This is a genomic window from Bartonella sp. MM97QHHN, assembly GCF_042194285.1.
In the GTDB taxonomy this organism is placed as follows: Bacteria; Pseudomonadota; Alphaproteobacteria; order Rhizobiales; family Rhizobiaceae; genus Bartonella.
Window position 1 is genome coordinate 1 of the sequence record NZ_JBHIMS010000063.1, and the last position, 4804, is coordinate 4804.

The 4804-nt window shown below is 37.9% G+C and carries 8 protein-coding genes; 3 read left to right on the forward strand and 5 right to left on the reverse strand.

Annotated features, from left to right (window positions below; translation table 11 throughout):
- The 5 genes from ACFIJW_RS03275 to ACFIJW_RS03295 all read right to left on the reverse strand — a co-directional run.
- On the reverse strand, nucleotides 1-516 hold a 516-nt coding region (locus ACFIJW_RS03275; RefSeq protein ID WP_375633271.1), incomplete at its 3' end, for a recombinase RecT.
- A 98-nt stretch (nucleotides 517-614) separates the two neighbouring features.
- Nucleotides 615-1337 (reverse strand): hypothetical protein, encoded by a 723-nt coding sequence (locus tag ACFIJW_RS03280; RefSeq protein ID WP_375633272.1) that lies wholly within the window; start codon nucleotides 1335-1337, stop codon nucleotides 615-617.
- Nucleotides 1338-1351: 14 nt separating this feature from the next.
- Entirely contained in the window at nucleotides 1352-2044 is a 693-nt protein-coding gene (locus ACFIJW_RS03285) for a hypothetical protein (RefSeq protein WP_375633273.1), read from the reverse strand.
- 113 nt (nucleotides 2045-2157) lie between these two features.
- A complete protein-coding gene (locus ACFIJW_RS03290) occupies nucleotides 2158-2538 on the reverse strand; it encodes a hypothetical protein (RefSeq protein ID WP_375633274.1) in 381 nt (126 codons plus the stop codon).
- Between the two features lie 215 nt (nucleotides 2539-2753).
- A complete protein-coding gene (locus ACFIJW_RS03295) occupies nucleotides 2754-3107 on the reverse strand; it encodes an XRE family transcriptional regulator (protein ID WP_375628671.1) in 354 nt (117 codons plus the stop codon).
- A gap of 87 nt (nucleotides 3108-3194) precedes the next feature.
- On the opposite strand from ACFIJW_RS03295, the gene ACFIJW_RS03300 reads away from it, so the two are divergent.
- From ACFIJW_RS03300 to ACFIJW_RS03310, 3 genes are read left to right on the forward strand one after another with little or no spacing between them, the layout of a single operon-like run.
- Nucleotides 3195-3434 (forward strand): helix-turn-helix domain-containing protein, encoded by a 240-nt coding sequence (locus ACFIJW_RS03300; RefSeq protein ID WP_375628672.1) that lies wholly within the window; start codon nucleotides 3195-3197, stop codon nucleotides 3432-3434.
- 10 nt (nucleotides 3435-3444) lie between these two features.
- Nucleotides 3445-3951, forward strand: coding sequence for a hypothetical protein (locus tag ACFIJW_RS03305; RefSeq protein ID WP_375633275.1), 507 nt, complete (start codon nucleotides 3445-3447; stop codon nucleotides 3949-3951).
- 19 nt (nucleotides 3952-3970) lie between these two features.
- The gene (locus tag ACFIJW_RS03310) at nucleotides 3971-4798 is read left to right on the forward strand and encodes a hypothetical protein (protein ID WP_375633276.1); all 828 of its coding nucleotides are present in this window, start codon (nucleotides 3971-3973) and stop codon (nucleotides 4796-4798) included.
- Nucleotides 4799-4804 lie beyond the last annotated feature (6 nt).

Below are 4804 nucleotides of genomic sequence, written 5' to 3' on the forward strand. Positions count from 1 at the left end.
TAGGTTATGGTTTGTTTCATTGATACGTTTTGCTTCATCTTCTTCATAAATACCGGAAAGCCCGAAAGCATAGCGAGCACACTGTATAGTAGCTTTATGGCGCAACATACGTGCGGGGTATTTTTTCCAAGGGTCACTGTGGTCTTGTTCGCATTCTTTGCGATATTCGGTGACTTCGATAGGGTCTTTAATCCCTTTGAGACGAATAGCACATTTGATAGCAATGATATTGCCATCCTCATTGATTTGATCTTGAAAGGTCATGCCATCAAAGTCAGGATTTGATTTGATGATCTTTATCCAACCGTCGATAGAAACAACGGGTATGATGCCGCCGCCTTTTTTAGGGAGAGCATAGATTTCTTTTGTTAAAGGGTTAAGTCCATAAGTATTGGCAACAAAAAGAAAAACGGCAAATTCTGCATCAGTGATGACACTAGCATTTTTATATCCAATACAAGTTTTTATGATTGTTTCTCGAAATTCTTCAGCAGAAAATCCATATTTTTCTGCCATTTCTTTTAAAAAGTAGAATTTGTCATGTTTTTTTCCTTTATTTGCGTACAGTTTTCCCGTGGCATGAATCACGCATGTGTTAAAAGGCTGGTTGGTTGTTAAATTTTTATGTCTTGAGGAATTCTCGTGTTTCCGCGAATATTAGCTAATCCACGAATTTCGGCATTTCTAAAGATCTTGACTGCGTCATAAATGCGAGCACTATCATAAACTTTTGCATCTCCAAAAATCTCAACATTTCCATAATTAATATCATCCTCATACGTGAAATTGGAGCATGATATAATGACATCACCATAAACTTTAGCATTGTTATAAATGAGAGCAGGACCACAAATTATTGCGTTCCCATATACACGAGCATTGTCGTAAACATTGGCACTATTCTTTATTCGTGCATTCTCAAAAACTTTTGCATCACCATAAATGAGTGCGCTATTGTAAACTTCTGCATCACCGTAAACATGAGATTTGTCGCGAACAACAGCATCACCAAAAACATGTGCATTACCAGAAACTTCGGCATTACCAAAAACAACAGCACGACTGTAAACTTGTGCATCAGAATAAACTGAAGCATTTCCACTAATACAGGCGCCATCAAATATCTTGGCATTATGAAAAATGGTAGCGCTTTCAAGCACCTTGGCATCATCATAGACCCAGCAATTGCCATCATGACCTAAGTTATATTCCTTTTCAATAAAGCCACCAAGATCTCCTTTTTTGACATCATCAAAATCCCTTAAAGCACGAATACGGTGAAGAGTTTTTCTATCAAACTCAATTGTTTCATCAGTCAGTTCGTATTTCTTTTCCATGGTTTAAGCCGCCCTTATCTTAAAACAGTGTCATTTCCAGATACTTTTGTATTTCCGGTTACTTTGGCATTCTCGCAAACTAGTGCACCACCAAACACACGGGCATTTCCAGAGATTTCTGCGTGACCGCCAATTTTAGCTTTTTCAGAAACATGTGCACCTTGGTGGATTGCGGCATTGCCATAAACCTTAGCCTTTCCAAAAACACGTGCATCATCTGCAATCAATGCGGATTCAAAAACACAAGCATCGTCAAAAATTTCTGCGTTCTTTGAAATTATTGCATTACCGCCAATCTTTGCATCATGGTATATTCGTGCATTACCAGAAACAGAAGCTTTATCGTACACTTTCGCGTTCCCATAAATTTTTGCAAGTACGTGAACACGGGCATTACCGTAAACTTTTGCATGATTGAAAATGTGTGCACCACTCAAAATTTGTGCATCATCGAAAATTGTTGCGTTATCATAAACCAATGCACAATCTTGGATTAGTGCATTGGCATAGACTTCGGCATTCCCAAAAACCTTTGCACTATCTCCAACCCAGCAATTGCCATCATGTGATAAATTACCCTCATGCTCAATAAAACCACCAACGTCACCTTTTTTGACATCACCAAAGTCTCTCAATGCACGAATGCGGTGGAGAGTTTTGCCCCCAACTTCGATTGTTTCATCAGTCATTTCGTATTTTTTTTCCATGGTTTTACTCCTTTAAGTTAGATTCTGCCTTTGTCGTTCTTGCAAAAGAACGGCATTGCATTGTGTGGTGAATTTTTTGAAAAGGAGGCGTCTTTTAAAAACGCCTTTAGCTTTTAAAGCACATCACAAGGACGCAAACGGTGTTGTTTTTCGTAAGAACCATACATTGCATCATCATATTCGCGCTGTTTTATATCATCTAAAAAAAAACCGTATGCGTTACTGTCTTTAACAAAGTCGTGAGGTATATTGCCGTTGAAACATTGCTCTTCACATTCTTTCAGATAGCATTCGGCAATATCTTCAGAGATATCTTCACAACGATTAGTCGTTGGTTCTACGCGCAAAATTTGGACAGCATTATCGGCTTGGTCGATAAATTTGATAATGTCCTTTTCTTCTAAGAAAGGACCAGATTTAGCGAGATTTTGTTCTTCATTTTCGCAGATGACTAAGAGAATTTCATCAGAATTTATAAACACTGGTTTTTTCACAAATGCCTCCATACAGCCTATTGGCAATGGTTATTTTTTACTGTATGAGGGCATTTATATGCGCATATTGCACATATGTCAACAAAAAATATGTGCAAGATGAACATATATAGTGAGTATTATATTATTTAGGATATATAAAATGAATGACGTTGATTACCTTATAATGGAGGAAGTGAATAAGCTTAATGTAGATAAACAAAGAAGATTAATTATTATTCTTCGTCTTTTAAGGTATTTAAAATGCGAAGAAGCCACTGCTTTTTTTCAGGAGATATATCTTTTAAAGCGTTAAAAACTTCTTTTTGAAGTTCGCGGTCTGAAAGAGCAGTTGTAGATTTTGTTTTTATACCCTGTCCTTCACCAGTCAATAACCACCCTGTGCTTACGTTAAAAGCTTTTGCGTATCGACTCGCGGCTTTATTGATGCCGCGAACTCCTTGTTCATGTTGTATGTAAGTGTAATATGGCCAGCCATAATATTGAGCTGCTGCGCGAGCAGATTTAAATCCTTTAGCAATTCTTGCTTCTGTTAAGCGTATAGCTTGGTCTGTTTTTTGTTCTGGCATTCTATTAAATCCTTTTCATTCATAATGCACATATTATGTGTGCTTTTCGACTTGACTTTTTTCTGTGCACATTGCACACTTAATTTTATGAATAAGATAGAAGCAAAAGAACTAAGAAAACGCCTTAATCTTACGCTGGACGAAATGGCGGCGTTATTAGGCGTCAACAAATCAACGGTATGGCGTTGGGAAAAATATGGTGTTCCTTCAAGAGGAGCAGTGGCTTATCTTTTAAAATCTTTATGCGATCAAGAGCAACACCCCCCAATGTCGAAAATTTGCAAGAGCTGCGGTGTTGATCACACCGGCGATAGTTTGCAGCCTTAAGGAGATCAAAATGAGTTCGAATGAAATTTTATGGATAGCAGTGGTTTCAGTTTTGCTTTTAAGCGGAGTGATGTTTCGTATTGCTTTGTATTATCGCCATCAAGTTAAAGCACTTAAAGAGCAGGTTCAAGATATTAAGAAAAAAATGAAAGAGAATGAGTTTAGGTATTTAATGGAAAGCAAGCAGACAATTGATGAATGTGATGCGGATCTTGAAGAACGTGACAAGGAAATTAAAGAACTGAAGCAAGAGATTGAAGAACTAAAACAAAAGATAGATGCGTATCGAGAAGAGTTTAAACGGAAAAGTGAAAAGATACAGGCACTAAAAGCAGATGTGCAATCACGTGATACGGAAATTAAAGAACTTAAACAAAAGATAGAAGAACGTGACGACGAGGAAATTGAAGAACGTGACAAGGAAATTAAACAACTGAAGCAAGAGCTTAAGCCGCGTGATGAAGCAGTAAAAGCGCCGCCTCATAAGAATAAGAAGAGTAAGAAGAAAAGTAAGTGAGAAGATAGGGGTGGAAGATATGATACTTAAAAAGAAGTATGAATTTACTGATGAAATAATCAAATTTTGTGGCAAAACTCTTCACCGTATTCGTGCATTAAAAGACTTTGGAGATGTCGAGCAATGGGATCTAGGTGGTTTTATAGAGCATGAGGGCAACTTATCTCATGAGGGTAATTGTTGGATTTACGATGAGGCACGTGTTTATAGCAATGCACGAGTTTACGGCAATGCCAAGATTTATGGTAAGGCATGTGTTAATGAAAATGCATGTGTTGGTAACAATGCTCAGGTTTACGATAATGCACACGTTTACGGTGATGCAGAAATTTATGATCATGCGCATGTTTACGGCAGAGCTAAGGTTTATGGCAATGCTCGTGTTTTTGATCAGGCGCATGTATATGGTACAGCAGCAATTCATGAATTTGCCAATGCATTTGGTAATGCACGTATTTCTCAAGATATTATTGGTAGTATTGCGTCGGTTGATGGTAGCGAAAAAAAATACGAACTTACTGATGAAACAATTGAAGTTGATGATCATACTCTTTACCGCATACGTGCATTGAGAGACTTTGGTGATGTCAAAAAAGGTGATTTAGGGGGCTGGGTAGAAAGTGAAGATAACCTAAGTCATGAAGGCAATTGTTGGATCAGTGGTGGAGGGGCGGTTTTTGGTGGTACAAGAATAAGGGGTGGTGAACATATAAACTCTCAGTTCGTTTCTAATAAGACTTATGAATTGTCTATGTTAACACCACAACGATATATGGCATCTCTACCTTGGCACCGTAGAATATGGGAGCGACTCCGTTATTATTGGGAGTGCGGAATATGGCTTTAGAGCTTC

What these genes read in the sequence shown, in the direction of transcription:
- ACFIJW_RS03280 (WP_375633272.1), bottom strand. Translation starts at nt 1,337, where the DNA reads ATGGAAAAGAAATACGAACTGACTGATGAAACAATTGAGTTTGATAGA.
- ACFIJW_RS03300 (WP_375628672.1), top strand. Translation starts at nt 3,195, where the DNA reads ATGAATAAGATAGAAGCAAAAGAACTAAGAAAACGCCTTAATCTTACG.
- ACFIJW_RS03305 (WP_375633275.1), top strand. Translation starts at nt 3,445, where the DNA reads ATGAGTTCGAATGAAATTTTATGGATAGCAGTGGTTTCAGTTTTGCTT.
- ACFIJW_RS03295 (WP_375628671.1), bottom strand. Translation starts at nt 3,107, where the DNA reads ATGCCAGAACAAAAAACAGACCAAGCTATACGCTTAACAGAAGCAAGA.
- ACFIJW_RS03310 (WP_375633276.1), top strand. Translation starts at nt 3,971, where the DNA reads ATGATACTTAAAAAGAAGTATGAATTTACTGATGAAATAATCAAATTT.
- ACFIJW_RS03285 (WP_375633273.1), bottom strand. Translation starts at nt 2,044, where the DNA reads ATGGAAAAAAAATACGAAATGACTGATGAAACAATCGAAGTTGGGGGC.